The 25875-nt window shown below is 70.7% G+C and carries 24 protein-coding genes and 5 tRNA genes; 11 read left to right on the top strand and 18 right to left on the bottom strand.

What is annotated here, in order from left to right; genetic code table 11:
* Positions 1 to 142: 142 nt before the first annotated feature.
* From ACLGIH_RS09415 to ACLGIH_RS09425, 3 genes are all read right to left on the bottom strand, one after another.
* The gene (locus tag ACLGIH_RS09415) at positions 143 to 1300 is read right to left on the bottom strand and encodes a D-alanine--D-alanine ligase family protein (RefSeq protein ID WP_416524777.1); all 1158 of its coding nucleotides are present in this window, start codon (positions 1298 to 1300) and stop codon (positions 143 to 145) included.
* Positions 1301 to 1393: 93 nt separating this feature from the next.
* The gene (locus ACLGIH_RS09420; RefSeq protein ID WP_416524778.1) at positions 1394 to 2404 is read right to left on the bottom strand and encodes an NAD(P)H-dependent glycerol-3-phosphate dehydrogenase; all 1011 of its coding nucleotides are present in this window, start codon (positions 2402 to 2404) and stop codon (positions 1394 to 1396) included.
* On the bottom strand, positions 2401 to 3165 hold the full coding sequence (locus tag ACLGIH_RS09425; RefSeq protein ID WP_416524779.1) for a lysophospholipid acyltransferase family protein: 765 nt from the start codon (positions 3163 to 3165) through the stop codon (positions 2401 to 2403). Before ACLGIH_RS09425 ends, ACLGIH_RS09420 begins: the two co-directional genes overlap by 4 nt.
* A gap of 155 nt (positions 3166 to 3320) precedes the next feature.
* Here ACLGIH_RS09425 and cofC point away from each other — a divergent pair, with 155 nt between their 5' ends.
* Together cofC and ACLGIH_RS09435 are read left to right on the top strand one after the other, a co-directional pair.
* On the top strand, positions 3321 to 3959 hold the full coding sequence (gene cofC, locus ACLGIH_RS09430; RefSeq protein WP_416524780.1) for a 2-phospho-L-lactate guanylyltransferase: 639 nt from the start codon (positions 3321 to 3323) through the stop codon (positions 3957 to 3959).
* A 9-nt stretch (positions 3960 to 3968) separates the two neighbouring features.
* On the top strand, positions 3969 to 4172 hold the full coding sequence (locus tag ACLGIH_RS09435; RefSeq protein WP_416524781.1) for a hypothetical protein: 204 nt from the start codon (positions 3969 to 3971) through the stop codon (positions 4170 to 4172).
* A gap of 128 nt (positions 4173 to 4300) precedes the next feature.
* Here ACLGIH_RS09435 and ACLGIH_RS09440 read toward each other — a convergent pair whose 3' ends face one another.
* The 4 genes from ACLGIH_RS09440 to leuC form a co-directional block, all read right to left on the bottom strand.
* Complete coding sequence (locus tag ACLGIH_RS09440) at positions 4301 to 4948, bottom strand: HU family DNA-binding protein (RefSeq protein WP_416524782.1); 648 nt, start codon at positions 4946 to 4948, stop codon at positions 4301 to 4303.
* A 136-nt stretch (positions 4949 to 5084) separates the two neighbouring features.
* Positions 5085 to 5315: an SCO5555 family protein gene (locus tag ACLGIH_RS09445; RefSeq protein ID WP_416524783.1), complete on the bottom strand. Its 231-nt coding sequence runs from the start codon at positions 5313 to 5315 to the stop codon at positions 5085 to 5087.
* Positions 5316 to 5590: 275 nt separating this feature from the next.
* Entirely contained in the window at positions 5591 to 6184 is a 594-nt protein-coding gene (leuD, locus tag ACLGIH_RS09450) for a 3-isopropylmalate dehydratase small subunit (RefSeq protein WP_416524784.1), read from the bottom strand.
* Positions 6185 to 6189: 5 nt separating this feature from the next.
* A complete protein-coding gene (leuC, locus tag ACLGIH_RS09455; protein ID WP_416524785.1) occupies positions 6190 to 7620 on the bottom strand; it encodes a 3-isopropylmalate dehydratase large subunit in 1431 nt (476 codons plus the stop codon).
* A gap of 196 nt (positions 7621 to 7816) precedes the next feature.
* Here leuC and ndgR point away from each other — a divergent pair, with 196 nt between their 5' ends.
* The gene (gene ndgR, locus ACLGIH_RS09460; RefSeq protein WP_067130667.1) at positions 7817 to 8533 is read left to right on the top strand and encodes an IclR family transcriptional regulator NdgR; all 717 of its coding nucleotides are present in this window, start codon (positions 7817 to 7819) and stop codon (positions 8531 to 8533) included.
* 153 nt (positions 8534 to 8686) lie between these two features.
* On the opposite strand, the gene ACLGIH_RS09465 is transcribed toward ndgR, so the two are convergent.
* The 9 genes from ACLGIH_RS09465 to ACLGIH_RS09505 form a co-directional block, all read right to left on the bottom strand.
* Positions 8687 to 8759: transfer RNA gene (locus tag ACLGIH_RS09465), tRNA-Glu, on the bottom strand.
* Positions 8760 to 8787: 28 nt separating this feature from the next.
* Positions 8788 to 8859: transfer RNA gene (locus ACLGIH_RS09470), tRNA-Gln, on the bottom strand.
* 20 nt (positions 8860 to 8879) lie between these two features.
* Positions 8880 to 8952, bottom strand: a tRNA-Glu gene (locus ACLGIH_RS09475).
* Positions 8953 to 8981: 29 nt separating this feature from the next.
* A tRNA-Glu gene (locus ACLGIH_RS09480) sits at positions 8982 to 9054 on the bottom strand.
* Between the two features lie 21 nt (positions 9055 to 9075).
* Positions 9076 to 9147, bottom strand: a tRNA-Gln gene (locus tag ACLGIH_RS09485).
* A gap of 91 nt (positions 9148 to 9238) precedes the next feature.
* A complete protein-coding gene (locus ACLGIH_RS09490) occupies positions 9239 to 9973 on the bottom strand; it encodes an HAD family hydrolase (protein WP_416524786.1) in 735 nt (244 codons plus the stop codon).
* 94 nt (positions 9974 to 10067) lie between these two features.
* Positions 10068 to 11552: a glutamate--tRNA ligase gene (gene gltX, locus ACLGIH_RS09495; RefSeq protein WP_416524787.1), complete on the bottom strand. Its 1485-nt coding sequence runs from the start codon at positions 11550 to 11552 to the stop codon at positions 10068 to 10070.
* Positions 11545 to 12330: a fumarylacetoacetate hydrolase family protein gene (locus ACLGIH_RS09500; RefSeq protein ID WP_416524788.1), complete on the bottom strand. Its 786-nt coding sequence runs from the start codon at positions 12328 to 12330 to the stop codon at positions 11545 to 11547. Before ACLGIH_RS09500 ends, gltX begins: the two co-directional genes overlap by 8 nt.
* A 181-nt stretch (positions 12331 to 12511) precedes the next feature.
* Entirely contained in the window at positions 12512 to 12700 is a 189-nt protein-coding gene (locus ACLGIH_RS09505; RefSeq protein ID WP_416524789.1) for a hypothetical protein, read from the bottom strand.
* A 602-nt stretch (positions 12701 to 13302) separates the two neighbouring features.
* Between ACLGIH_RS09505 and ACLGIH_RS09510 the strand changes: the two genes are divergently transcribed.
* The 8 genes from ACLGIH_RS09510 to ACLGIH_RS09545 all read left to right on the top strand — a co-directional run bounded on the left by ACLGIH_RS09510 (position 13303) and on the right by ACLGIH_RS09545 (position 23883).
* Positions 13303 to 17124: a nitrate- and nitrite sensing domain-containing protein gene (locus ACLGIH_RS09510; RefSeq protein ID WP_416524790.1), complete on the top strand. Its 3822-nt coding sequence runs from the start codon at positions 13303 to 13305 to the stop codon at positions 17122 to 17124.
* Between the two features lie 9 nt (positions 17125 to 17133).
* Positions 17134 to 17547, top strand: a complete 414-nt coding sequence (locus ACLGIH_RS09515; protein WP_416529328.1) for a roadblock/LC7 domain-containing protein — start codon at positions 17134 to 17136, stop codon at positions 17545 to 17547.
* A 111-nt stretch (positions 17548 to 17658) separates the two neighbouring features.
* Positions 17659 to 18057 (top strand): DUF742 domain-containing protein, encoded by a 399-nt coding sequence (locus ACLGIH_RS09520; RefSeq protein WP_346252139.1) that lies wholly within the window; start codon positions 17659 to 17661, stop codon positions 18055 to 18057.
* Positions 18038 to 18613, top strand: a complete 576-nt coding sequence (locus tag ACLGIH_RS09525) for a GTP-binding protein (RefSeq protein WP_416524791.1) — start codon at positions 18038 to 18040, stop codon at positions 18611 to 18613. The genes ACLGIH_RS09520 and ACLGIH_RS09525 overlap by 20 nt, the downstream gene beginning before the upstream one ends.
* Positions 18614 to 18990: 377 nt before the next feature.
* The gene (locus tag ACLGIH_RS09530; protein WP_416524792.1) at positions 18991 to 22233 is read left to right on the top strand and encodes a sensor histidine kinase; all 3243 of its coding nucleotides are present in this window, start codon (positions 18991 to 18993) and stop codon (positions 22231 to 22233) included.
* A gap of 10 nt (positions 22234 to 22243) precedes the next feature.
* Entirely contained in the window at positions 22244 to 22657 is a 414-nt protein-coding gene (locus ACLGIH_RS09535) for a roadblock/LC7 domain-containing protein (RefSeq protein WP_004983065.1), read from the top strand.
* 94 nt (positions 22658 to 22751) lie between these two features.
* Positions 22752 to 23321, top strand: coding sequence for a DUF742 domain-containing protein (locus ACLGIH_RS09540; protein WP_416524793.1), 570 nt, complete (start codon positions 22752 to 22754; stop codon positions 23319 to 23321).
* Complete coding sequence (locus ACLGIH_RS09545; RefSeq protein ID WP_114255509.1) at positions 23302 to 23883, top strand: GTP-binding protein; 582 nt, start codon at positions 23302 to 23304, stop codon at positions 23881 to 23883. Before ACLGIH_RS09540 ends, ACLGIH_RS09545 begins: the two co-directional genes overlap by 20 nt.
* A 172-nt stretch (positions 23884 to 24055) precedes the next feature.
* On the opposite strand, the gene ACLGIH_RS09550 is transcribed toward ACLGIH_RS09545, so the two are convergent.
* Both ACLGIH_RS09550 and ACLGIH_RS09555 read right to left on the bottom strand, forming a co-directional pair.
* The gene (locus ACLGIH_RS09550; protein WP_416524794.1) at positions 24056 to 24250 is read right to left on the bottom strand and encodes an acyl-CoA carboxylase subunit epsilon; all 195 of its coding nucleotides are present in this window, start codon (positions 24248 to 24250) and stop codon (positions 24056 to 24058) included.
* A gap of 18 nt (positions 24251 to 24268) precedes the next feature.
* Positions 24269 to 25852 carry an acyl-CoA carboxylase subunit beta gene (locus ACLGIH_RS09555; RefSeq protein WP_416524795.1) on the bottom strand — a complete coding sequence of 528 codons (1584 nt, stop codon included), beginning with the start codon at positions 25850 to 25852 and terminating at the stop codon, positions 24269 to 24271.
* Between the last annotated feature and the right edge of the window lie 23 nt (positions 25853 to 25875).

Raw genomic sequence — 25875 nt, forward strand, 5'->3', positions numbered from 1 at the left:
GACACGAAGGTCACCGGGCTGTGGCCGAAACCTGACCCGGCGGGCTGGGAAACCCGCTGATCATACTGCGCCGGCGACGGTCGGGAGCGCGCGTGAAGAAGGCGATCCCCGAGGGGACCGCCTTCTTCGGTGTGCGCCCGTCTCAGCGCAGGCCCGTCGACCTGCGCAGCGCGGCCCGCACCAGCCGGTCCACCAGCTCGGGGTAGCTCACGCCGGTGGCCTGCCACATCTGCGGGTACATCGAGATGGGCGTGAAACCGGGCATGGTGTTGATCTCATTGATCACGAACTCGCCGTCCTCGGTGAGGAAGAAGTCCGCGCGCACCAGCCCCTCGCACGAGGCCGCGTCGAAGGCCTCGACCGCGAGCCGCTGCACCTCGGCGGTCTCCTCGGGCGTGAGCGGCGCGGGGACGACACCGGGCGTGGAGTCGATGTACTTGGCCTCGAAGTCGTAGTACGCGTGTGCCTCGGGCGGCGGGATCTCGGCCGGTACGGAGGCCCGCGGGCCGTCCTCGAACTCCAGCACCCCGCACTCGATCTCACGGCCGCGCAGCGCCGCCTCCACGAGGATCTTCGGGTCGTGGCGCTGGGCCTCGGCGACCGCCTCGTCGAGCCCCGACAGGTCGTCGACCTTGGTGATGCCGATGGAGGAGCCCGCGCGCGCGGGCTTCACGAACAGCGGCCAGCCGTGGTCGCCGGCGAAGTCGACGATCTTCTTGCGGGCGGCGGAACGGTCCTGCTCCCACTCGCGCGGCCGGATCACCACGTACGGGCCGACCTTGAGCCCGAAGGAGGTGAAGACCCGCTTCATGTACTCCTTGTCCTGACCGACGGCCGAGGCGAGCACGCCCGAGCCCACGTACGGCACACCGGACAGCTCCAGCAGGCCCTGGAGGGTGCCGTCCTCGCCGTACGGGCCGTGCAGCACCGGGAAGACCACGTCGACCTCGCCGAGCGCCTTGGGCACCGAGCCGGGCTCGCTGTAGACGACCTCGCGGTTGGCGGGGTCGACGGGGAGCACCACTTGACCCTCGGTCGAGTCGGCGAGCTGCTCGACGCTGGGGGTGCGCCGGTCGGTGATCGCCATGCGTTCCGGTTCGTCGGCGGTCAGGGCCCAGCGGCCGTCCTGGGTGATGCCGATCGGCAGGACGTCGTACCGCGTCCGGTCGATGGCCGCGAGGACGGCGCCGGCGGTGACCACGGAGATCCCGTGTTCGGAGCTGCGCCCGCCGAACACGACGGCCACACGCGGCTTGCGAGGCGGCTGCTCGGGGCTCTGGGAGAGGTTCTCGGTGCTCATATCGCGTTGAGAGTACCCGTTGGTAGTGCCCCGAGACAGCGTCGGCACGGCCGGAGCGCCGCCCGAAGGCCGAACCCGGAGTGACCGCGTCGCTCAGCGGCGTTCGGGCTTCGCGCTGCGCGACATCAGCTCCTTGAGCGCCACCACGGGGGGCTTGCCCTCGTGCACGATGCCGACGACCGTCTCGGTGATCGGCATGTCGACGCCGTGCCGCCGGGCCAGATCCAGCACCGACTCGCAGGACTTGACGCCCTCGGCGGTCTGCCGGGTGACCGCGATGGTCTCCTCCAGGGTCATGCCCTTGCCGAGGTTGGTGCCGAAGGTGTGGTTGCGGGACAGCGGCGAGGAACAGGTCGCCACCAGGTCGCCCAGGCCCGCGAGTCCGGAGAAGGTCAGCGGGTCGGCGCCGAGCGCGACGCCGAGGCGGGTCGTCTCGGCGAGCCCGCGGGTGATGAGGGAGCCCTTGGCGTTGTCGCCGAGGCCCATGCCGTCCGCGATGCCGACGGCGAGTCCGATGACGTTCTTGACCGCGCCACCGAGTTCGCAGCCCACGACGTCGGTGTTGGTGTACGGGCGGAAGTACGGCGTGTGGCACGCGGCCTGGAGACGCCGGGCGACGGCCTCGTCGGGGCAGGCGACCACGGCCGCCGCGGGCATCCGGGCGGCGATCTCGCGGGCCAGGTTGGGGCCGGTGACCACGGCGATGCGGTCGGCGCCGGCCTTGGCGACGTCCTCGATGACCTCGCTCATCCGCATCGCGGAGCCGAGTTCGACGCCCTTCATCAGGGAGACCAGGACGGTGCCGGGGGCGAGCAGCGGCGCCCAGTCGGCGAGGTTGCCGCGCAGCGTCTGGGAGGGCACGGCGAGGACGGTGAAGTCGGCGCCGGCCGCGGCCGCGGCGGGGTCGGTGGTGGCCGTCAGGTTCTCGGGGAGTTCGACACCGGGGAGGTAGTCCGGGTTGGTGCGGGTGGAGTTGACGGCCTCCGCGAGTTCGGCGCGGCGCCCCCACAGGGTGACCTCGCACCCGGCGTCGGCGAGGACCATGCCGAAGGCGGTGCCCCACGATCCGGTTCCGAAGACGGCCGCCTTGACGGGCTTGCTCACGTGCCCTGCCCTTCTGCCTGTTTGCGCTGCCGGTGCGTCCGGCGCCGCTGCTCGATGCGCTCCCGGCGCGGGTCGTAGGGGGTGTCGGGCGCCTTCTCACCGCGGATTTCCTCCAGCTGGCGTGTGATGGCGGCCATGATCACCTCGGTGGCCTCCTTCAGCAGCTCCGCGGTCATCTCCCGGTCGTAGAACCGGGAGAGGTCGACCGGCGGGCCCGCCAGCACGCGATGGGTCTTGCGCGGCAGGAGGTCGGGCTTCTTGGCGTAGGGCGGCAGCAGTTCGTTGCAGCCCCACTGGGCGACCGGGATGACCGGGCACTTGGTCTGCAGGGCGACGCGCGCGGCACCGGTCTTGGCGGTCATGGGCCAGCCGTCCGGGTCGCGGGTCAGGGTGCCCTCGGGGTAGAAGGCGACGCACTCGCCGCGCTCGACGGCGTCGATGGCGGCCCGGAAGGCGCTGAGCGCGTCCGTGCTCTCCCGGTAGACGGGAATCTGGCCGGTGCCGCGCATCGCGGCGCCGACGAACCCCTTCTTGAAAAGCCCGCTCTTCGCCAGGAAACGCGGTACCCGCCCGGTGTTGTACTGGAAGTGCGCGTAGGCGAAGGGGTCGATGTGCGAATTGTGGTTCACGGCGGTGATGAATCCGCCCTCGGCCGGAATGTTTTCCATTCCCCGCCAGTCCCGCTTGATCAGCACCACCAGCGGCGGTTTGCAGATCACCGCGGCGAAGCGGTACCAGAAGCCGATTCTGCGGCGGGGCACGCGGACACCTTCCTCTAGGGCCTGGGCGGGGCCAGGGGGGCCGCACAAGTGTCGCCCCAGGCCGCCGGTCTGTCGAGAACACCGTACGCCCCGGCCTCGGGCGCCCCGCCGCCCCCGGGTGACAATGAGCGCGACAGGAGAAGGACGGAGCGCTTGTGCAGTGGAGCTTGGTCGTGCCCGTGAAGCCCCTGGCCCGGGCCAAGAGCAGGCTGGCGGACACCGCGGACGACGGGGTGCGGCCGGGGCTGGCGCTCGCGTTCGCCCTGGACACCGTGGCGGCGGCGCTGGCCTGCCCGGCGGTGGCCGATGTGGCAGTAGTCACGGACGATTCCCGGGCGGGCCGGGAGCTGGCCGCACTGGGCGCCGGGATCGTCCCCGACGAACCGGGCGGGGGCCTGAACGCCGCACTGGCCCATGCGGTGGGCACCGTACGGACCTCGCGTCCGGAAAGTCCCGTGGCGGCGCTCAATGCCGATCTTCCGGCCCTGCGCCCGGCGGAATTGTCCCGCGTACTGAACGCGGCCGCGCAATTCCCGTGCGCTTTTCTCCCGGATGCCGCAGCAATCGGCACCACTCTCCTGGCCGCTGGTCCGGGCAGTGAATTCCGCCCGGCCTTCGGGCCGGATTCCCGGGCCCGCCACCGTGCGACCGGCGCACGGGAACTGGCCCTCGACGCGGTGGATTCCGTACGGCAGGACGTCGACACCGGCGAGGATCTGCGGGCCGCGCTGGCGCTGGGCGTGGGACCGCACACGGCCGCTGCCGCCGCGCGGTTGCTGATCCCGGAGCAGTAGGCTGCCGTCATGCAGGCGACCGCATACACGTACGACCCGGACAGCCGCAGCGGGCAGGTGCTGCTCGACGACGGCACGCCCGTGCCCTTCGACGCCGCGGCGTTCGACGCGGGCGGCCTCAGACTGCTGCGCCCCGGTCAGCGGGTGCGGATCGAGACCGAGGGCGAGGGTGAGGAGCGCCGGATCACGCTGGTGACCCTGCAGACGCTGTGATCTTTTCCGCGGGTTCGTGATCTTTTCCGTGGGTCCCGGGGCGGCGGCACCCCGGAACAGGCCGCGGGCCGGGCTCCGAGAGGGAGTCCGGCCCGGCGCGTGAGTGCCCTGGTGTGCCCTGTCGCCCGCTACTTCTTGCGGGCGGTGGTCTTCTTGGCGGTGGTCTTGCGCGCGGTCGACTTCTTGGCCGGCGCCTTCTTGGCCGTGGCCTTCTTCGCCGGGGCCTTCTTGGCGGCGGTCTTCTTCGCCGCCGTGGTCTTGGTGGTGGCCTTCTTGGCCGGGGCCTTCTTGGCCGTCGTCTGCTTCGCCGCGCCCGTGGTCTTCTTCGCGGTGGTCTTCTTCGCGGCGCCGGTGGTCTTCTTCGCGGTGGTCTTCTTCGCCGCGCCGGTGGTCTTCTTGGCGGCAGCCTTCTTGCCCGCGGCCTTGGCGATCGTGGGCGTCGGGCCGGAGAGGCTGCCCTTGGGCGCCTTCTTGACCGCGATGTCGTTCTTCGGGAGCTTCTTCGAGCCGCTCACCAGGTCCTTGAAGCCCTGGCCCGCGCGGAAGCGCGGCACGGAGGTCTTCTTGACCCGAACCCGCTCGCCCGTCTGGGGGTTGCGGGCGTAGCGGGCCGGACGGTCGACCTTCTCGAAGGAACCGAAGCCGGTGACCGAGACCCGGTCTCCGCCGACCACCGCGCGGACGATGGCGTCCAGGACCGCGTCGACGGCGTCAGCGGCCTGCTGCCGACCACCCATCTTGTCGGCAATCGCTTCTACGAGCTGCGCCTTGTTCACGTCTTCCCCTTCGGAGACATTGCCAGAACGAGAATGTTCAAGCTTTTTCGCACGTTAGGCAGATATATACCGCAAATCAAACACGAAACGGGCTAATCACCCTTGTGCCGCAACGGACTCGGCTGTCTCCGCCTGTTCAGCGTTCCTCTTCGGGGAAACGGCCCTCGTCGAGGTCAGCGGTGAACCGCTCCAGACGCCTTGCCGCGTCGGTCAGGTCGTGCTTGGCCGCGGCCGTAATGACCAGCAGCTTCCGGGTCAGCGCCATCCGTACGCCCTCCGGGACTTGCAGTGCGCGCACCCGTGAGTGCGCTTCCTTGAGCCGGACCGCGACCGCCGCATAGAGCTCGAGTTGGCCGTCGTGTTCCATGCACAGATTGTGCCATCTGGGGCGAGTTGTCGCCTGCGCAGGGGGCAACTGCCGCCTCAAACGGCCTTACGGGCCTCCGCCGCAGCCGCGCTCACGCCCCTCGCGTACCCCGGCAACCACCGCCGTAACGTGGGAAGTTGCCCGCGGAGCAGGCCGGGCACGAACCCGGTCGCAGCCGAAAACGGCTGTACCCCCGATCGGAGGGATCGGGGGTACAGCCGGAGTGTTGGGTGGCCGAAACTCGACCTTGTCCGGGGCGGGGCCGGACCTGGATGTCAGACCGGGAGCGTCCGCGGCTTGAACGACGGACGCTTCGCCTCGTACGTCGCGATGTCCGCCTCGTTGCGCAGCGTGATCGAGATGTCGTCGAGGCCGTTCAGCAGCCGCCAGCGGGAGTTCTCGTCCAGCTCGAAGGAGGCGGTGATGCCCTCGGCGCGCACCTCGCGGGCCTCGAGGTCGACCGTGACCTCGGCCTGCGGGTCGGCCTCCGTCAGCTCCCAGAGCGCGTCCACGATCTTCTGGTCGAGGACCACCGTGAGCAGGCCGTTCTTCAGCGAGTTGCCGCGGAAGATGTCGGCGAAGCGGGAGGAGATCACGGCCTTGAAGCCGTAGTTCTGCAGCGCCCAGACGGCGTGCTCGCGGGAGGAGCCGGTGCCGAAGTCGGGGCCGGCGACCAGGACGGTCGCGCCCTGCCGCTCGGGCCGGTTGAGCACGAACTCCGGGTCCTTGCGCCAGGCCTCGAACAGTCCGTCCTCGAACCCGTCCCGGGTGACCTTCTTGAGCCAGTGGGCGGGGATGATCTGGTCGGTGTCGACGTTGCTGCGGCGCAGCGGGACGGCCCGGCCGGTGTGCGTGGTGAATGCTTCCATGACTCTCAGACTCCAGCGGGCGTGGGGACGTCGGCGGCGGCGAGGTCGGCCGGGGAGGCCAGGTGGCCCAGGACCGCCGTCGCGGCGGCGACCTGCGGAGACACCAGATGGGTGCGGCCGCCCTTGCCCTGCCGGCCCTCGAAGTTGCGGTTGGAGGTGGAGGCGGAGCGCTCGCCCGGGGCGAGCTGGTCGGGGTTCATGCCCAGGCACATCGAGCAGCCCGCGTGCCGCCACTCGGCGCCGGCCTCCTTGAAGACCACGTCCAGGCCCTCGGAGACGGCCTGCAGACCGACCCGCGCGGAGCCCGGGACGACCAGCATCCGTACGCCGTCGGCGATTTTGCGGCTCCGCAGGATCTCGGCGGCGGCGCGCAGGTCCTCGATGCGGCCGTTGGTGCAGGAACCTACGAAGACGGTGTCCACCTTGATGGAGCGCAGCGGCTGACCGGCCTCCAACCCCATGTACTCCAGGGCCTTTTCGGCGGCGAAGCGCTCCGAAGCGTCTTCGTACGAGGCCGGGTCGGGGACGGACGCCGAAAGCGGGGCGCCCTGGCCGGGGTTGGTGCCCCAGGTGACGAACGGCGCCAGCTCGGCGGCGTCGATGACGACCTCGGCGTCGAACTCGGCGTCGTCGTCCGTGCGCAGCGTCTTCCAGTACTCGACGGCCGCGTCCCACTCGGCGCCCTCGGGGGCGTGCGGGCGGCCCTTGAGGTAGGCGAACGTGGTCTCGTCGGGGGCGATCATGCCCGCGCGGGCGCCCGCCTCGATCGACATGTTGCAGATGGTCATCCGGGCCTCCATCGAGAGCTTCTCGATGGCGGAGCCGCGGTACTCCAGGATGTAGCCCTGGCCGCCGCCCGTGCCGATCTTCGCGATGATCGCCAGGATGAGGTCCTTGGCGGTGACGTCCTCGGGCAGCTCGCCGTCGACCGTGATGGCCATGGTCTTCGGGCGGGCCATGGGCAGCGTCTGGGTGGCCAGCACGTGCTCGACCTGCGAGGTGCCGATGCCGAACGCCAGCGCGCCGAAGGCGCCGTGCGTGGAGGTGTGCGAGTCGCCGCAGACCACGGTGGTGCCGGGCTGGGTCAGGCCGAGCTGCGGGCCGACGACGTGCACGACGCCCTGCTCGACGTCGCCCAGCGGGTGCAGCCGGACGCCGAACTCGGCGCAGTTCTTGCGCAGCGTCTCCAGCTGGGCCCGGGAGACCGGGTCCGCGATGGGCTTGTCGATGTCGAGGGTCGGGGTGTTGTGGTCCTCGGTGGCGATGGTCAGGTCGAGCCGGCGCACGGTCCGGCCGCTCTTGCGGAGGCCGTCGAAGGCCTGGGGGCTGGTCACCTCGTGCAGCAGGTGCAGATCGATGAAGAGGAGGTCGGGCTCGCCCTCGGCGCGCCGGACGACGTGGTCGTCCCAGACCTTCTCCGCGAGTGTCCTACCCATCGCTTTCCCTCCGGCCGGCGAACGTGCGCCGGACCAACTAGAGATTTTGAGGAGGCGGCGCCCGCACCCCGGTCTCCGGGCGTCCGCCACCAGGCCCTCACGTCCACGGGCCGCTGTGACTTCGTGACACCAAGGGTGGCGCGTTCCACGGAAAATTGAACTTGCGTTTCACAGAGTGAGACGCGAGTATCGTTGCATGGACAACAGTAGCGGCGTCGGCGTTCTGGACAAGGCGGCACTCGTCCTGAGCGCTCTGGAGTCCGGTCCGGCCACCCTCGCGGGTCTGGTCGGTGCCACCGGACTGGCACGACCCACGGCCCACCGCCTGGCCGTGGCCCTGGAACACCACCGCATGGTGGCGCGCGACATGCAGGGCCGGTTCATCCTCGGCCCGCGCCTTTCCGAGCTGGCCGCGGCGGCCGGAGAGGACCGGCTGCTGGCGACGGCGGGCCCGGTGCTCACCCACCTCCGCGACGTCACCGGCGAGAGCGCGCAGCTCTACCGCCGCCAGGGCGACATGCGCATCTGCGTCGCCGCGGCGGAGCGGCTGTCCGGCCTTCGGGACACCGTCCCGGTCGGCTCGACGCTGACGATGAAGGCGGGCTCCTCGGCGCAGATCCTGCTGGCCTGGGAGGAGCCCGAGCGCCTGCACCGCGGCCTGCAGGGCGCCCGCTTCACGGCGACGGCCCTGTCGGGCGTACGGCGCCGGGGCTGGGCCCAGTCCATCGGCGAGCGGGAGCCGGGCGTGGCGTCCGTCTCCGCGCCCGTGCGCGGCCCCTCGAACCGCGTGGTGGCCGCCGTCTCGGTCTCCGGCCCCATCGAGCGTCTGACGCGCCACCCGGGCCGGATGCACGCCCAGGCGGTCATCGACGCCGCCGCCCGCCTCTCCGAGGCGCTGCGCCGCTCCGGCTGATCCCGCACGGGGACGGGCCGGCCTCAACGCCGCGGCGGGCCCTCCCCCCGACTTCGGGAGCATGCGCCGAACTGATGGCACCGCCGGTGGTGTTGACCCGCCCCATCGACATGCCGAAGGCCCCCCGCCGAAGCGAGGGGCCTTTCGATCGCGTACCCCCGACCGGATTCGAACCGGCGCTACCGCCTTGAGAGGGCGGCGTGCTAGGCCGCTACACAACGGGGGCCTGGACACTGCGTTTCCGCAGGTCCGAGCTGGTCTACCTGGACTCGAACCAAGACTAACTGAACCAGAATCAGTCGTGCTGCCAATTACACCATAGACCAATGTGGTTTAGACCAGTCAGTACCCCCGACCGGATTCGAACCGGCGCTACCGCCTTGAGAGGGCGGCGTGCTAGGCCGCTACACAACGGGGGCCCTAGCGATCATCTTGCGAGAGATCACCGTACCCCCGACCGGATTCGAACCGGCGCTACTGCCTTGAGAGGGCAGCGTGCTAGGCCGCTACACAACGGGGGCTTTGCAGATAAGCTCTGCGAGCTGGCCTACCTGGACTCGAACCAAGACTAACTGAACCAGAATCAGTCGTGCTGCCAATTACACCATAGGCCACTGGAACGCAAGCCCCAGAGGGGATCTTGTTCTAGTAGTGCGCTTCCGGTTCCGGCCTCTCGGCCCGCTCCCCGGCGGCGCAGAAAGAACATTACCCGAAGGTGGACGGGGCTCCAAAACGAGTATCGCCGCCGAGGAGCGCGGGGAGTTCGGCGAGGGACGCGATGCGGCGCGGCCCGGCGGGCGGGTCGACGGCCGCGTAGGCGCCGCCGCGGTCGATCCACACCGACAGCAGCCCGGCATCGGCGGCGCCGCGGCCGTCGATCTCCGGGTGGTCCCCGACGTACGCCGCCTCGTACGGAGCGACGCCGAGGGCGTCGCAGGCGGCGCGGAAGGCGGCGGGCTCGGGCTTGGAGACGCCCAGCTCGGCGGCGCACAGGATGGCCTCGAAGCGGTCGTGCACGCCGAGGACGCGCAGCTTGCGGTCCTGGACGGTCAGGGAGGAGTTGGACAGCACCGCGTGCCGGTGGCTGGCGGCGAGGGCGTCGAGGACCGGCAGGACGTCCGGGAACAGCGACCAGGCGGCCTCGTAGTGGCGCAGATAACGCTCGAACCAGTCGTCGGCCTCGGCGTCCGTCAGCTCCGGCCGGTCCAGGAACACCCGGGTGCGGTCCCGCCGCTGCGTGACGAAGTCCACTTCGCCGGCCGCGAACCGGGCCCACTGCGCGTCGGTGATCTCCCGCCAGTGCAGCAGGGCCTGCTCGGCCGAGCCGTACCGGCCGAGCAGATCCTCGGCCACCAGATGGGCCCGCATGCCCTCGCGGTCGGCGGTGGTGTAGTCGAAGAGGGTGTCGTCGATGTCCCAGACGACGGCTTTGATCGCCATGACACCGACGGTAACGCCCTCGCGCCGGCCCGGCCCCGGAAACGGCGAAGGGCGGCGCCCCGGCAGGGGCGCCGCCCTCACGAGCGGGTGCGCGTCACGCCGCCAGCTTCGCCAGCGCCGCGTCGATCCTGGCCAGGGACTTCTCCTTGCCCAGGACCTCCAGGGACTCGAAGAGGGGCAGGCCGACCGTGCGGCCGGTGACGGCGACGCGGACCGGGGCCTGGGCCTTGCCGAGCTTGAGGCCGTGGGCCTCGCCGGCCGCCAGGACGGCCTCCTTCAGGGACTCGGGGGAGGTCCAGTCGGCCGCGTCCAGCTTCTCCCGGGCGGTGCGCAGCAGGGCGTCGCTGCCCTCCTTCATCGCCTTGTTCCAGGACGCCTCGTCCTCAGCCGGCTCCGGCAGGAACAGGAAGTCGACGTTGTCCGTGATCTCCGACAGGACCTTCACGCGGGTCTGCGCGTGCGGGGCGATCGCCTGCCACCTGGCCTCGTCGAAGTCCTCCGGCGCCCAGGGGGCGAAGGGGGCCTTCAGCCACGGGCGGCAGCGCTCGGTGAAGTCCTTCACGTCCAGCAGACGGATGTGGTCGCCGTTGATCGCCTCGCACTTCTTGAGGTCGAAGCGGGCCGGGTTGGGGTTCACGTCGGAGATCTCGAAGGCGGCGATCATCTCCTCGGTGGTGAAGATGTCCTGGTCGGCCGAGAGCGACCAGCCGAGCAGGGACAGGTAGTTGAGCAGGCCCTCGGGGAGGAAGCCGCGCTCCCGGTAGAGGTTCAGGCTGGACTGCGGGTCGCGCTTGGAGAGCTTCTTGTTGCCCTCGCCCATCACGTACGGCAGGTGGCCGAAGGCCGGGATCTCCTTGGCGATGCCCAGCTCGATCAGCGCCTTGTACAGGGCGACCTGGCGCGGGGTGGAGGAGAGCAGGTCCTCGCCGCGCAGGACGTGGGTGATCTCCATCAGGGCGTCGTCGACCGGGTTGACCAGCGTGTACAGCGGGGCGCCGTTGGCGCGGACGATGCCGTAGTCCGGGACGTTGTCCGGGGTGAAGGTCAGCTCGCCGCGGACCAGGTCGGTGAAGGTGATCGTCTCGTCGGGCATCCGGAAGCGGACGATCGGCGCACGGCCCTGGGCCCGGTACTCCTCGACCTGGGCGGCGGTCAGCTCGCGGCAGTGGCCGTCGTAGCCGGACGGCCGGACGGCGGCGCGGGCGGCCTCGCGGCGGCTGTCCAGCTCCTCCTGGGAGCAGTAGCAGTGGTAGGCGTGGCCGGCGTCCAGCAGCTTGGCCGCGACGTCCTTGTAGAGGTCCATGCGCTGCGACTGGCGGTACGGCGCGTGCGGGCCGCCGATCTCGGGTCCCTCGTCCCAGTCGAAGCCCAGCCAGCGCATCGAGTCGAGCAGCTGCTCGTAGGACTCCTCGGAGTCGCGGGCCGCGTCGGTGTCCTCGATGCGGAAGACCAGGGTGCCCTGGTGGTGCCGGGCGAACGCCCAGTTGAACAGGGCGGTGCGGACCAGGCCCACGTGGGGGTTGCCGGTGGGCGACGGGCAGAAACGGACGCGGACGGGAGATGCGGGTGCGCTAGCCACGCTTGACAACCTTGTTGGTGAGAGTGCCGATGCCTTCGATGGTGACGGCGACCTCGTCGCCGACGTTGAGGGGGCCGACCCCTGCCGGGGTGCCGGTGAGGATCACGTCGCCGGGGAGCAGCGTCATGGCCTCGGAGATGTTGACGACCAGGTCCTCGATCGAGTGGATCATCTCGCTGGTGCGGCCGAGCTGGCGCTGCTGTCCGTTGACCGTGAGCTGGATGGTCAGGTCGGCCGCGGCGGCCAGGTCGATGCCGGTCTCCACCCAGGGGCCGAGCGGGCAGGAGCTGTCGAAGCCCTTGGCCCGGGCCCACTGCTTCTCGCGCCTCTGGACGTCACGGGCGGTGATGTCGTTGGCGCAGGTGAAGCCGAGGATCACGTCCCCTACGCGCTCGCGCGGCACCTCGCGGCACATGCGGCCGATGACGACGGCCAGCTCGGCCTCGTGGTGGAGTTCCTCGGAGAAGGAGGGGTACCAGATCTCGTCGCCGGGGCCGATGACCGAGGTGGACGGCTTGAAGAAGGCGAACGGGGCGTCGGGCACCTCGTTGCCGAGTTCGCGCGCGTGCTCGGCGTAGTTGCGGCCGAAGGCCACGACCTTGTTGGGGAGCACCGGCGGCAGCAGCCGTACCTTGCTCAGCGGCACCTTGGTGCCGGAGAGCTCGAAGTCCGCGAACGGGATGCCCTTGATGATGTCGAGGACGAGCTGGTCCGGCTGGTCGCCCTCGACCGCGCCGAAGGCGACGTTCCCGTCGATGGAGAACCTGGCGATGCGCACGGGATGCTTGGCCCCTTGACTGAAGCGGCTGGAGTCTGACGCTCCAGGCTAACGCGGCAGGCGACGGGCGCCTCGCGCATCGCCCGTCGTGGCCCCGGTGGGCCGGTCGCCGGGGTCGCGGGGCGCCCGTGGCCGTCCGTGCGCGGCCTGCCGCGTGAACGTGCGGCGGCCGGTGGGCGTACTACTCTGCGGCGGAGGCCCCGGCGGGGATCTCCATGAGGACGGTGCGCCGCGGGTTGGCCGTCTGGGAGGGGAGCTCGACGGGGTGCTCCGGCTGCTCCTGCGGGCGCAGGTCGTCGGCGTCGGTCAGGTGCGCCAGCGTCGTGCGTCGCGGGTTGGCGATCTGGCGGAACATCATCGTCGTCTTCACGGTTGTACGAGGCCCTTGTCGTTCCGGGCGCCGGCGGCGGGCAAGGGCCGCCGCGCGGGCGCGGGTTGTCGGATTTGCGTTCTCTGTAAAGCGTCAGGCTAAACATGCGTTTCCCCACGGAAGACGGCAGGCGACATGATCTGCGTGTGAGTTTGCTCACTCAGCAAGGCCCAAACCGGTCAATTCAGACCGCGGGTTCACCCCAACGAAACGGACATTGCACCCCTGAACCCCGCATTCCGCTCCTGATCATCGCGACTGGGACACCCCCCACCCGTCGACGACTCGCGGACATAGGTCCGTTTTGTAGGTGATCACCTTCTACGACCCGTGACCCGCCCTTCACATGGCGTCACCTAGGTCACGGCCTGACTCACGGGCCTTGTTGGAGATCCTGCACTGTGCTGGAATTCCACGGACCGCCGCAGGATCTGAGCCGGCGCACAGGGGGCGCAGAGAAGCGCCGAGTGGCGGCAAGAAGGGGGAGCCAGCGCCGGTCACTCACGACCACCACGGGGGCGTATTCAGGGCGCCCCTATGACGCCGACACCGTGCCTGGCCGTTCACGCGGCAGGGCGCCTGGTCCAGAGGTTGCGACGCTAGTGCAGGGACGTTTCAAGAGGGATGGCAGCGCTTCGGCGGAGCCGGAGCCGCACGGCGGGACTGGCCCCAGGGCCGTCAGCTCCTCGCCCCAGCACGCCCAGAACCAGGGCCCGGTCCCGTCCGGCGACAACGGCGAGCGTTCCGGCCGCCCCGGCGCCTCGGGTGCCTCCGGCCCGTCCGACCCGGCCGCCCCGGCGGTGAAGCCGTCGAAGGGCCCGACCGGCCCCGGCTCCCGAATAGCCCTGCGCAACTGGCGCATCTCCACCCGACTGGTGTCGCTGCTGGCGCTGCCCGTGGTCGCGGCCACCTCGCTGGGCGCCCTGCGCATCAACGAGTCGATGGAGAACATCCAGCAGCTCGACAACATGAAGCTGCTGACGGAGATGACCAAGCAGGCCACCGAGCTGGCCGCCGCCCTCCAGGAGGAGCGCGACCAGTCCGCCGGTCCGCTGGCCCACGACTCCAGCGCCAGCGCGATCGCCATCAAGGGCGACCGGGAGAAGACGGACCGGGCGCGGAAGAACTTCCTGGACAGCTCCGAGCAGCTCGACGCGGCCAGCAAGGACGGCAACCTCGAGGGCGTCCGCGAGACCGTCGTCGGCCTGGCGCGCGACCTGAACGGCCTCAACAAGATCCGCAGCACCGCCTACGAGGCCGACGGCAACTCCACCCAGACCGTCGAGGCCTACCACCGCCTGATCACCCACCTGCTCGACCTCTCCCAGGACATGGCGGAGGCCACCAGCAACCCGGAGATGATCCAGCGCACGCGCGCCCTGTCGGCCTTCTCCTCCGCCAAGGAGTACGCCTCCGTCCAGCGCGCGGTGATCGCCGCGGCGCTGCCCGCCAGCAACACCACGTTCGGCAAGATCTCCGAGAACGACCGTCTGTACGGCGAGGCCGCGCTGCAGGGCGAGCGTTCCGACCTCCGCGCCTTCACCAGCATCTACGGCAACGGCGCCGAGGAGCTGCTCAAGCCCATCGACCAGGGCAACCCGACCATCGAGGCCACCGACGAGTACGCCGGCCGGGCGCTCGCCAGCAAGGACGCCCTGAAGTCGCTGGACAAGCGGTCGTACCAGGACTGGCTGGACGACAGCTCCACCAAGATCCAGCAGATGACGAACATCGAGCGCACGCTGCTGGAGGACATGGAGCAGAAGGCGCGCGAGCTGCGCAGCGCCTCCGAGCGCGAGGCGATCATCTCCGGTGCGCTGATCCTCATCGTGCTCGGCGTCTCGCTGGTCGGCGCCTTCGTGGTGGCCCGGTCCATGATCCGCTCGCTGCGCCGGCTGGAGGACACCGCGACGAAGGTCGCCTCCGACCGTCTGCCCGAGCTGGTCAAGCAGCTCTCGGAGTCCGACCCCCAGGACGTCGACACCTCCGTGGAGTCGGTCGGCGTGCACTCCCGGGACGAGATCGGCCGGGTGGCCGCGGCCTTCGACGACGTGCACCGCGAGGCGGTCCGCCTCGCCGCCGAGCAGGCCCTGCTGCGGGGCAACGTCAACGCGATGTTCACCAACCTCTCGCGCCGCTCCCAGGGCCTGATCCAGCGCCAGCTGTCGCTCATCTCCGAACTGGAGTCCCGCGAGGCCGACCCGGACCAGCTGTCCTCGCTGTTCAAGCTGGACCACCTCGCGACCCGCATGCGCCGTAACGGTGAGAACCTCCTCGTCCTCGCGGGTGAGGAGCCCGGCCGCCGGTGGACCCGCCCGGTTCCGCTGGTCGACGTGCTGCGTGCCGCCGCCTCCGAGGTGGAGCAGTACGAGCGCATCGAACTGGCCTCCGTGCCGGGCACCGAGGTGGCCGGCCGGGTCGTCAACGACCTCGTCCACCTGCTCGCCGAGCTGCTGGAGAACGCGACCTCGTTCTCCTCGCCGCAGACCAAGGTCAAGGTCACCGGTCACGCGCTGCCCGACGGCCGCGTGCTGATCGAGATCCACGACACCGGTATCGGTCTGTCGCCGGAGGACCTGGCGGCGATCAACGAGCGGCTCGCCTCGCCGCCCACCGTGGACGTCTCCGTCTCCCGCCGCATGGGTCTGTTCGTGGTCGGCCGTCTGTCCCAGCGGCACGGCATCCGCATCCAGCTGCGCCCGTCGGACTCCGGTGGTACGACCGCACTGGTCATGCTGCCCGTGGATGTCGCCCAGGGCGGCAAGAAGCCGCAGGGCAAGCCCGGTCAGCCGGGCGGCTCGGGCGGCGGTCCGGCCGCAGCGCAGGCCGCGGCCGGTGCCGCGGCGGCCCGTCGCCAGGGTGGCGGCGGCCTCGGCGCCGGCGCGCCCGGCGGTGGCCGGCTCGGCGCCGGTCAGGGGCCGCGCGCCGCGCTGCCCGGCCGGGACGGCGGTGGCCGTCCGGGTGCGCCGGGCGGTGCACGAGGACCCCAGTCCCCGGCCACGCCGCCGCAGCAGGGCCGTCCTGCTCCCGCCGGTGCCGGTGCCGGACAGGCGCCGGGTGCTCCGCAGGGTCTGCAGGCCGCGGGCACGAACGGGCCGCAGGGCCAGGACGCCTTCGGCGGCGGCCACGGTCCGGTGCCCCCGGCGCGCGGTAAGCGCAGGGCGCCCGGCGACAACGACGCCGAGCGGGGCCGCCGCCCGCAGTTGCCGCCGCGTGGCGGGGCGCGGGCCGAGCTGCCCGGCGGCAACCCGCAGCCCCGCACGCCGAGCTGGAGCGACCAGGACGCGCAGCCGCCCGTGCCGCGCGCCTCGCTGGACGCTCCGCGCGGCCACGAGGAGCCGGACGTCTCCCGCACCTCCCGCATGCCGCGCGCCGACGACCGGCAGGGCCCGGGCGCCACCGCGGAGCTGCCGGCGATCCCCCGGTTCGACGAGCAGCAGGGCCAGGGCCACGGCTCCACGGCCGAGTTCTCCCGACCCGACTTCGGCGCCCAGGCGCCGCGGCCGAACCCGCCCGCGAACGGCGCGGCGTACGGCGACCAGTTCGGCGCCACCGGCGCGAACGGCCCCGCGGCCGACGACCGGTTGGGGCACCCGGACGCCGACTCCGGCCAGGGCACCGGCCAGTTCGTCCGCTCGGACGTCTTCGGATCGCAGGGCGGTCAGGGCGGTCAGGGCGGTCAGGGCGCACCCAACGGCCTGAGCGGTGCGAACGGCCACAGCGGTGCGCACGGTTCGCAGGGTCCGGCCGGTCCGGGCCAGTTCTCCGCTCCGCAGGCGTACGACAACGGCGCCACGGGCCAGTTCGAGCGTCCGCAGGCGGGCAACGACGACTTCGGCGCACCGCGTCAGCAGGCCCCCCAGCAGCGTCCCGCCCGCCGGGAACCCCACCATGAGGGCGCCGCGCAGCGGCCCGACGGGGGACAGGGTGACGGGTGGGCGCTGCCCCCGGCGTCCGGTCCCGGCGACGGACGTACGCCGCTGTACGACACGCTGGAGACCAACTGGTTCCACGGCGACCGCCAGGAGCGGACGCAGGGCGACGACGGCTCGGCTCCGGCCCCGGAGCAGCAGCCGCAGGCGCCCGCCGCCGCCCCGCAGTCGCCCGCCGCCCCCCAGCGGACCGCCACCTCCTCCTGGCGCACCTCGCCGAACGACGACCTCGTCCGGCAGGCCGAGCGGGTCAGGCAGCCGGCGGCCGGTGGTGTCACCACCTCCGGTCTGCCGCGCCGGGTGCCTCGCGCGAACCTCGTGCCGGGCACGGCCCAGCAGCAGGCGCACCAGAGCGGTCCGCAGGTCTCGCGCGCACCCGACGACGTGCGCGGCCGGCTGACCAACCTCCGTCGGGGTATCGCACAGGGTCGTCAGGCCGGTGCCAACCAGACCGGCAGCTTTCCCCGGCCCACTCACCAGCAGGAGCGTTAGTTGAGCCCGATGAGCCAGGCGGCACAGAACCTCAACTGGTTGATCACGAATTTCGTGGACAACACCCCAGGGGTTTCCCACACCGTCGTCGTGTCCGCCGACGGACTCCTTCTGGCGATGTCCGAAGGCTTCCCGCGCGACCGCGCCGACCAGCTCGCGGCCGTCGCCTCGGGGCTGACCTCGCTGACCGCCGGGGCGTCCCGGATCTTCGACGGCGGCAACGTGGCGCAGACGGTCGTCGAAATGGAAAGAGGCTTCCTCTTTCTCATGTCCATCTCGGACGGCTCGTCCCTGGCCGTCCTCGCCCACCCGGAGTGCGACATCGGCCTCGTCGGCTACGAGATGACGCTCCTCGTCGACCGCGCGGGGGCGGTACTCACTCCCGACCTGCGCGCGGAACTGCAGGGAAGTCTGCTCCACTGATCGGCCCCGGCACCACCCGTCTCACCAAATCACCGTCCGGCCGCCACAATCCCCCCACCGGCCCCGCTAGACGGCACGACTGACCGACTTGCTGTCCCGTCCGGAGGATTCATGACCCCGCCCACCGCCTCTCATGATCCGTACGCGGAGCCGTACGAGGACGAGGGCGACCAGCCGCTGGTACGTCCGTACGCGATGACCGGTGGCCGGACGAGGCCGCGCTACCAGCTCGCCATCGAGGCGCTGATCAGTACGACGGCCGACCCGGCAGCGCTCATGGGGCTGCTCCCCGAGCACCAGCGCATCTGCCATCTGTGCCGTGAGGTGAAGTCGGTCGCCGAGGTCTCGGCGCTGCTGGCGATGCCGCTGGGCGTCGCCCGGATTCTGGTCGCGGACCTCGCCGAGGCCGGCCTCGTCGCCATCCATCAGCCGGGCGGCGACGACAGCAACGGCGGTGCGCCTGACGTGACACTGCTCGAAAGGGTGCTCAGTGGACTTCGCAAGCTCTGACGGAGGCCGGGCGACGACCTCCGCCAAAATCGTGGTGGCCGGCGGCTTCGGCGTCGGCAAGACCACGTTCGTCGGCGCCGTCTCGGAGATCGATCCGCTGCGCACCGAGGCGGTCATGACGTCCGCCAGCGCCGGCATCGACGACCTGACCCACACCGGGGGCAAGACGACCACGACGGTCGCCATGGACTTCGGCCGCATCACGCTGGACCAGGACCTGATCCTGTACCTGTTCGGTACGCCCGGTCAGGACCGCTTCTGGTTCATGTGGGACGACCTGGTGCGCGGCGCGATCGGCGCGGTCGTGCTGTGCGACACCCGCCGGCTCGCCGACTGCTTCCCCGCGGTGGACTACTTCGAGAACAGCGGGCTGCCGTTCGTCGTGGCGCTCAACGGCTTCGACGGGCACCAGCCGTACACACCGGACGAGGTGCGCGAGGCGCTGCAGATCGGTCCGGACACCCCGATCATCACCACCGACGCCCGGCACCGCGCCGACGCCAAGGGCGCGCTGATCACGCTGGTGGAGCACGCGCTGATGGCCAGGCTGCGCTGAACGATCAAATCGGCAGCGGCTCACGGCAGTTGCGGTGGACGGCCCGGAGCCGACTGTGTCCTTTGACACGGTCGGCTCCGGCGTTCATAACGTTTCGGCAGAGGAATCCGGTGGTACGGCCACGCGTCGCGCACATCCGGTCTCGCTGCGCTCACACTCGCCTCGCCTTTTGACGGTCCTCGCTCTTTATGACCGTTTTATCTGGGCTTTACAAGGCCCGTACTGCCGTTTGGAAGAGCGCTGGTCGACGTGCTGGAATGCCAGAACTGCTCAATGGCCGAAGACGTACTCAGCGGTAGCACGTACTCGATGGCGTATTGGGCTCTGAGACACTGCGGCACGACGTAGGTGCCGACCGCCGAGAGGTTGTTGGTCGAGTGAGGCGAAGCAAGAACAGTCCCGAGCCGTCGGCCCGGGGCAACTTCACCCCGCCGCCGCGCACAGCGGCGCCCGCCACCGTGCCAGGTTCGGAACCGACGGCCGCGCCCGCCCCGAGCGGCGGACGCTTCTCCCCGCGCAACTGGCGGGTGCCCACCAGGCTGAACGCGATTCTGCTCATACCCGTGCTGGTCGGCCTGGTCATGGGCGGCTTCCAGGTGAAGAGCTCGATCGACACCTGGCAGGACGCCGAGGACGCCGAGCGGACCGCACGCCTGGTGCAGGCCTCCCTCACCTACGCCAACGCCCTCTACGTCGAGCGTGACGCCTCCGCGGCTCCGCTGCTCCAGGGCAAGAAGAACGACCAGACCGTCACCCAGGTCCGCGCCGCCACGGACCAGGCCGCCGACGCCTTCGACGAGGCCGCGCAGAGCATGCCGGGCAAGGCGGGTCTGGAGCGGCGGCTGAAGCTGTTCCGCGAGCAGGAGCCCAAGCTCCAGTCGCTGCGCGAGGCCGCCTACACGAGCAAGCTCAAGGGCGTGGAGACCCAGGAGGGCTACGTCCAGATCGCCCACCCGCTGATGGAGTTCGCCAACGAACTGGGGCTGGGCACCGGCAACATCACCTCCTACGGCCGTACGGTCTACGCGATCTCCCTGACCAAGGCCGCACTCTCCCTTCAGCGCTCCATCGGCATGCAGCTGCTGGTCAAGCCGGGTCCGGAGCCCGGCCACCTGGCCAGCCAGCGCGTCGCCCTCTCCTCGTACGCCTACCTCGAGCGCATCGCCATCGAGGAGTACATCGGCGGCGGTACCGAGGCGGACGCGCAGAAGCTGGAGGACGTCCAGGAGAAGCTGAAGGAGGACGGCGCGGCCATGGCCAAGGAGGCCAAGGCCAAGGACCCGGACTACGTGCCGCCGCCGGCCAACCCGACGACGATGATCTCGGAGGTGGCCCGCCTCGACTCCACCGACCCGAGCGCGCGGGCGGCCCTGGCCGAGAAGGGCATCACGCCGGAAAACTGGTGGGCGGTCAACACCCTCAAGTTCGACGCCTACCGCACCATCGAGGCGGACCTGGCCGACCGGGCGGTGACCGAGGCCGCCCAGATCGCCGACGACGCCGAGCAGGACGCCTACATCACCGGTGCCATCGTGGTGATCGCGCTGCTCGCCGCGTTCATCCTGGCCGGCATGGTGGCCCGCCAGATGAGCCGCTCCATGCGGCAGCTGCGCAACGCCGCGTTCGGCGTCGCCGAGCAGCGCCTGCCGATGCTGGTCGACCAGCTCTCCCGCACCGACCCCGGCCGGGTCGACACCCGGGTGGAGCCGATCCCGATCACCTCGACCGACGAGATCGGCGAAGTCGCCCGCGCCTTCGACCAGGTCCACCGCGAGGCGGTGCGGCTCGCCTCCGAGCAGGCCCTGCTGCGGGGCAACATCAACGCGATCTTCACCAACCTCTCGCGCCGCAACCAGTCGCTCATCGAGGGTCAGCTGACCCTGATCACCGACCTGGAGAACAACGAGGCCGACCCCGACCAGCTGGAGAACCTCTTCCGGCTGGACCACCTCGCGACCCGTATGCGCCGCAACGGCGAGAACCTCCTGGTCCTCGCCGGCGAGGAGCCCGGCCGCCGCTGGGACCAGCCGGTCCCGCTGGTCGACGTGCTGCGCGCCGCCTCCTCCGAGGTGGAGCAGTACGAGCGCATCGAGCTGTCCGGCGTGCCGGAGGCCGAGATCCACGGCCGCGCCGTCACCGACCTCGTGCACCTGCTCGCCGAGCTGCTGGAGAACGCCACCACGTTCTCCTCGCCGCAGACCAAGGTCCGGGTCACCGCGACCCGGCTGCCCGACGGCCGCGTGATGATCGAGATCCACGACAAGGGCATCGGCCTGACCGCCGAGGACTTCGCGGACATCAACCACAAGCTGGCCAACCCGCCGACCGTGGACGCCGCGATCTCCCAGCGCATGGGCCTGTTCGTGGTCGGCCGGCTGTCCGACCGGCACGGCATCCGCGTGCAGCTGCGCCCCTCCGGCGAGCAGGCGGGCACGACCTCGCTGGTCATGCTCCCGGACGCCATCACGCACGGCGGTGGCGGTGAGACGCACCTGGACCGCGACGAGTTCACCGTCTCGCAGATCATCCCGGAGCAGAACTTCCAGGGCGGCGAGAACTTCGGCCAGCCCATGCGCACCGCCGAGGAGCTGGGCTTCGACGACAGCCGCTACACGGACGTCCCCGACGACATCCGCGAGCTGGACCCCGTCGGCCGCTCCCTGATGCGCGAGGAGCGCCGTGCGGCCCTGGAGGCCCAGGCGGGGCAGCAGGGCCCGGCGCTCGACCAGGGCGGCCCCGAGACCGACGGGACGGCCGGCTTCCCGGACCAGTTCACCGGTCAGCAGCAGGCCTACGGCGACCGCGGCCAGGGCGGCTACCAGGAGCAGCAGACGGGCGGGTACGACCGTCCGGACGCGTACGAGGAGCAGCCGCGGTCGGCGTACGACACCTCGCAGCAGGCGTACCAGGAGCAGTACTACGCGCCGAACGGCAACGTTCCGCAGGGCGACGCCTACGCGTCGAACGGCGGTTACCAGGAGCCCTCGTACGGCACCGAGCCGGTCCAGGAGCAGCACGCCTCGCCGGAGAGCTTCCCGGCCTTCGGGCAGCGGCGTCAGCAGGACGACTGGCCGCAGCAGGACGGCTACCAGAACGGCTACCCCGCCCAGTACCCTGCGGGTGCTCCGGAAACGGAGTCCGCGCAGGCCGCTGACGTGAACGAGGCGGACCGCGTAGGCTTCGACAGTCCGGAACCGGCCCCCTCCGCCGGCCACGCGCTGACCGACGCCGGGCTTCCGCGACGCGGTTCCACCGCGGGCGGCACGGGCGACGCGCGGCACGTGGACCGGGAGACGCCGGCCTCCGCTCCGGAGAGCAACGGCGACAGCAGCTGGCGGTCGGCGAACGACGACCGCTGGCAGCAGGCCTCGCAGCTGCGGAAGCCGAAGGCGGGCGGGGTGACCTCCTCCGGCCTGCCGCGGCGGGTGCCCAGGGCCAACCTGGTCGAGGGCGCCGCCGAAACCACCCCCCAGGGAGGCCCACAGGTCTCCCGCGCCCCGGAGGACGTCCGGGGCAGGCTGAGCAACCTGCGACGCGGCGTCCAACGAGGCCGCAACGCAGGCAGTGAAACGAACGGCCAGGGCTTCGGTCCTGACAGCACCTACAACCAGGAGCGTTAGTGTGAGCCCGATGAGCCAGGCGGCACAGAACCTGAACTGGTTGATCACCAACTTCGTGGACAACACCCCGGGGGTGTCCCACACGGTGGTGGTCTCCGCCGACGGACTCCTTCTGGCGATGTCCGAAGGCTTCCCGCGCGACCGCGCCGACCAGCTCGCGGCCGTCGCCTCCGGTCTGACCTCGCTGACCGCCGGTGCCTCCCGCATCTTCGAGGGCGGCAGCGTGAACCAGACGGTTGTGGAGATGGAGCGGGGATTCCTCTTCATCATGTCCATCTCCGACGGTTCGTCGCTCGCGGTTCTCGCGCACCCGGAGGCGGACATCGGCCTCATCGGGTACGAGATGGCCCTTCTGGTGGACCGTGCGGGTACGGTCCTTACGCCGGACCTGCGCGCGGAGCTCCAAGGGAGCCTTCTCAACTAACGGGCAGACGGTGCGTTTTGGCGTTCCGGGGCCGTAAGGTTTCGGGACGCGGCTCCACAGCGATGGAGGCAAGGCACAGTCGGAGGAGGAGAAAGTGGCAACACCCCCAGGCGGTTCGTCTTCGGGCAATTGGTCGTACGGCCCTGGTCAGGGCCCGAACGACGGCTCGGCGAACCCGTACGGTTTCCCCTCCACGCCCAGCCACCGGCAGCCGTACCCGCAGGGACCCGGGCCCTCGCCGTACGACCAGCCGCAGGCGCCGCGCATCCAGCCCGTGCAGCCGCAGCGCCGCACCCCCGAGCCCTCGCCCGCCGGGGCGTCGAACAACCCCCTGGTGCGTCCGTACGCCATGACGGGCGGCCGTACCAGGCCGCGCTACCAGCTCGCCATCGAGGCGCTGGTGCACACCACCGCGCAGCCGCACCAGATGCAGGGCCAGCTGCCCGAGCATCAGCGGATCTGCAACCTCTGCCGTGAGATCAAGTCGGTAGCCGAGATCTCGGCCCTTCTGACCATCCCTCTCGGCGTGGCCAGGATCCTCGTCGCCGACTTGGCGGAGGCGGGCCTGGTCGCCATTCATCAGCCCGGCGGCGACGAGAACGCCGGCGGCCAGCCAGACGTGACACTGCTCGAAAGGGTGCTCAGTGGACTTCGCAAGCTCTAGCGGCGGTCCTTCCCGCTCCACCACCTCCGCGAAGATCGTGGTGGCGGGCGGCTTCGGCGTGGGCAAGACCACGTTCGTCGGCGCCGTCTCGGAGATCAACCCGCTGCGCACAGAGGCCGTCATGACGTCTGCTTCGGCGGGCATCGACGACCTCACCCACACCGGGGACAAGACGACCACGACGGTCGCCATGGACTTCGGCCGCATCACGCTGGACCAGGACCTGATCCTGTACCTGTTCGGTACGCCCGGTCAGGACCGCTTCTGGTTCATGTGGGACGACCTGGTGCGCGGCGCGATCGGCGCGGTCGTGCTGGTCGACACGAGGAGGCTCGCCGACTGCTTCCCCGCCGTCGACTACTTCGAGAACTCCGGGCTGCCGTTCGTGATCGCCCTGAACGGCTTCGACGGACAGCAGCCGTACACGCCGGACGAGGTGCGCGAGGCGCTGCAGATCGGCCCGGACACGCCGATCATCACGACGGACGCGCGGCACCGGGCCGACGCCAAGTCCACGCTGATCACGCTCGTGGAGCACGCGCTGATGGCGCGTCTGCGCTAGCGCTCCGCCGGGTTGCGCAGCAGCCCCCTGCGGCCACTGGGCTGCCGGGGGCTGTGCTGTGCCGGGTGCGGGTCGAGTGTGGTTGCTCGCGCAGTTCCCCGCGCCCCTGACGGCGTTCCCGCGACGGACGTAAGAAGGCCCCCTCCGGTGGAGGGGGCCTTCTGTGTCGGTGTCAGCGCCAGCTGTGCGGGGCTCGGAAGCCCGGCTCGCGTTCCAGGCGGCGCCAGCCCGCACGGACGCGGCCGCCGTGGGCGGGGGCGATCTCGGCAGGGCGGGCCGCCGCGCGGGCCATCAGGATGGCCGTGATGGCGGCGACTTCCTCGGGCTCGGCGTGGCCCTTCTCGACGCGGATGTCAGGCGTGGGCATGCGACAGGCTCCTCAGGGTCACTGCGGGGGGTTGCCGTGCTTGCGGGAGGGCAGGTCGGCGTGCTTGGTCTGGAGCATCTCCAGGGACTGGACCAGCACCTCGCGGGTCTCGGCCGGGTCGATCACGTCGTCCACGAGGCCGCGTTCGGCCGCGTAGTACGGGTGCATCAGCTCCGTCTTGTACTCCTTGACCATCTTCTGCCGCATCGCCTCGGGGTCTTCGGCCTCGGCGATCCGGCGGCGGAAGATGACGTTGGCCGCGCCCTCCGCGCCCATCACCGCGATCTCGTTCGTCGGCCAGGCGTAGGTCAGGTCGGCGCCGATGGACTGGGAGTCCATGACGATGTAGGCACCGCCGTACGCCTTGCGCAGGATCAGCGAGATCCGCGGCACGGTCGCGTTGCAGTAGGCGTACAGCAGCTTCGCCCCGTGCCGGATGATCCCGCCGTGCTCCTGGTCCACGCCGGGAAGGAACCCGGGCACGTCCAGGAAGGTGACGATCGGGATGTTGAAGGCGTCGCACATCTGCACGAAGCGTGCGGCCTTCTCGCTCGCCTCGATGTCGAGGACACCGGCCAGCGACTGCGGCTGGTTGGCGACGATGCCGACCACCCGGCCGTCGAGGCGGGCCAGCGCGCAGATGATGTTGCGCGCCCAGCGCTCGTGGACCTCCAGGTACTCGCCGTCGTCGACGATCTCCTCGATCACCTTGGCCATGTCGTACGGCCGGTTGCCGTCCGCCGGCACCAGGTCCAGCAGCACCTCGGACCGGCGGTCGACGGGGTCGGCGGACTCCACCCGCGGCGGGTTCTCCCGGTTGTTCTGCGGCAGCAGCGACAGGAGGTAGCGCACCTCGGCGAGACAGGTCTCCTCGTCGTCGTACGCGAAGTGACAGACGCCGGAGGTCTCGGCGTGGACATCGGCGCCGCCGAGGCCGTTCTGCGTGATCTCCTCCCCCGTCACCGCCTTGACCACGTCCGGGCCGGTGATGAACATCTGCGAGGTCTCACGGACCATGAACACGAAGTCCGTCAGCGCCGGGCTGTAGGCGGCACCGCCCGCGCACGGGCCCAGCATCACCGAGATCTGCGGGATCACCCCCGACGCCCTGGTATTGCGCTGGAAGATCCCGCCGTACCCCGCGAGCGCCGACACACCCTCCTGGATACGCGCGCCGGCACCGTCGTTCAGGGACACCAGCGGCGCACCCGCCGCGATGGCCATGTCCATGATCTTGTGGATCTTCGTGGCGTGGGCCTCACCCAGCGCACCACCGAAGATCCGGAAGTCGTGGGCGTAGACGAACACCGTGCGGCCCTCGACCGTGCCCCACCCGGTGATCACACCGTCCGTGTACGGCTTCTTCTCCTCCAGGCCGAACCCCGTCGCCCGGTGCCGCCGCAACTGCTCGACCTCCCGGAAGGACCCCGGATCCAACAACAGCTCGATACGCTCACGCGCCGTCAGCTTGCCCTTGGCATGCTGCGCCTGCGTCGCTCTCTCGCTCGGTCCCGCCAGCGCCTGCGCACGGATCTCGTGCAGTTCGGCCACTCGTCCCCGCGCGTCCGTCGGCTCGCCCGGCGCCTCATCCAAAACGGTCATGTAGTGACCTTACGAAGCCGACC

Source organism: Streptomyces hamibioticus (assembly GCF_047946815.1).
In the GTDB taxonomy this organism is placed as follows: Bacteria; Actinomycetota; Actinomycetes; order Streptomycetales; family Streptomycetaceae; genus Streptomyces.